The organism is Streptomyces odonnellii (genome assembly GCF_000981895.1).
Classification (GTDB): Bacteria; Actinomycetota; Actinomycetes; order Streptomycetales; family Streptomycetaceae; genus Streptomyces; species Streptomyces odonnellii.
In genome coordinates this window covers 1-1,154 of record NZ_LATD01000640.1, presented here as the reverse complement: position 1 = coordinate 1,154, position 1,154 = coordinate 1, and the positions used below count along the sequence as shown (strand labels likewise).

At 67.7% G+C, this 1,154-nt stretch carries 2 protein-coding genes; both read right to left on the bottom strand.

Annotation, left to right across the window (positions count from 1 at the left end; all coding sequences use genetic code 11):
* Positions 1-57 precede the first annotated feature (57 nt).
* Positions 58-582, bottom strand: a complete 525-nt coding sequence (gene ilvN, locus WH07_RS35890) for an acetolactate synthase small subunit (RefSeq protein ID WP_046509493.1) — start codon at positions 580-582, stop codon at positions 58-60.
* Positions 583-650: 68 nt separating this feature from the next.
* On the bottom strand, positions 651-1,154 hold a 504-nt coding region (locus tag WH07_RS35885; protein ID WP_046509491.1), incomplete at its 5' end, for a thiamine pyrophosphate-dependent enzyme.

Here is a 1,154-nt window from a genome sequence, read left to right as displayed (position 1 = left end):
GGGGCGGGTGTCCGGTCTCGCCATCCGGTCCCGGCTCCCCGGTCAGGGGCGGTCGGCCTACGCGCTGCGGTCGAGCGCGCGCAGGCTGCGGTCGGTGATGGACCGCGCGCCACGCCCTATGGCGATCGTCCCGGACTGCACCAGCTCCTTGATGCCGAACTGCTCCAGCATCTTGAGCATGGCGTCGAGCTTCTCACTCGATCCGGTGGCCTCGATCGTGACGGCCTCGGGCGAGACATCCACGGTCTTGGCGCGGAAGAGCTGGACGATCTCGACGATCTGGGAGCGGGTCTCGTTGTCGGCGCGGACCTTCACCAGAACGAGCTCGCGCTGGATCGCGGCGCCGGGCTCGAGTTCGACGATCTTCAGGACGTTCACCAGCTTGTTGAGCTGCTTCGTCACCTGCTCCAGGGGCAGTTCCTCGACATTGACCACGATGGTGATGCGGGAGATGTCGGGGTGTTCGGTGACTCCGACGGCGAGGGAGTCGATGTTGAAGCCGCGGCGGGAGAACAGGGCGGCGATCCTGGCGAGGATGCCGGGGGTGTTCTCCACCAGAACGGAGAGCGTATGCCTGGTCATGTGTCGGTCTCTTCTCTCGGGCTCTCGGGCTCTCGTTGTCTCGGGTGCTGTGGCACGCGTGCCGCGGCTCAGTCGTCGGCGCTGTCGCCGAAGTCGGGGCGGACGCCCAGGGCCGCCATGACCTCGTCGTTCGAGGTCCCCGCGGCGACCATCGGCCACACCTGGGCGTCCTCGTGGACGATGAAGTCGACCACGACGGGCCGGTCGTTGATCGCGTTCGCCTTGGCGATCACCGCGTCCAGCTCGGCGGGCGACTCGCAGCGCATCGCGACACAGCCCATGGCCTCGGAGAGCTTCACGAAGTCGGGGACGCGGGTGCCGCCGCTGGGGCCGCCGTCCGCGTCCTGGCCCGAGTGGAGCACCGTGTTCGAGTAGCGCTGGTTGTAGAAGAGGGTCTGCCACTGGCGGACCATGCCCAGCGCGCCGTTGTTGATGATCGCGACCTTGATCGGGATGTTGTTGACCGCGCAGGTGGTCAGTTCCTGATTGGTCATCTGGAAGCAGCCGTCGCCGTCGATCGCCCAGACGGTACGGTCCGGCTGCCCGGCCTTGGCACCCATGGCGGCCGGGAC

Coding starts and splice junctions, on each gene's coding strand:
- ilvN (WP_046509493.1), bottom strand. CDS start 582: ATGACCAGGCATACGCTCTCCGTTCTGGTGGAGAACACCCCCGGCATC.